Below are 280 nucleotides of genomic sequence, written 5' to 3' on the forward strand. Positions count from 1 at the left end.
TGCTCGGCCCACAGGATCGCCAGCGTGGCCGCCACCAGCGCCAGCGACAACAGCGCAGCGTAGCTGCGATCGAAGCTGGAGCGATACTGGGTGTAGATGGCCTGGGTGAAGACGTTGGCGCGCAGCAGCGAGACCGCGCCGAAGTCGCTCAGGGTGTAGAGCGCCACCAACAGGCCGCCGGCCGCGATGGACGGACGCAGGTGGGGCAGGGTGACGCGGCGGAAGATGCTCCAGGGACTGTGGCCCAGGCTGCGGCCGGCCTCCTCCAGGCTGCCATCCA

General features: G+C 69.6%; 1 protein-coding gene. It reads right to left on the reverse strand.

Features of this window, described 5'->3' with window-relative positions; all coding sequences use genetic code 11:
- On the reverse strand, nt 1–280 hold a 280-nt coding region (locus tag MD536_RS21725; RefSeq protein WP_239603870.1), incomplete at both ends, for an ABC transporter permease subunit.

This window comes from Flavihumibacter cheonanensis, assembly GCF_022352215.1.
Taxonomy (GTDB): Bacteria; Bacteroidota; Bacteroidia; order Chitinophagales; family Chitinophagaceae; genus Flavihumibacter; species Flavihumibacter cheonanensis.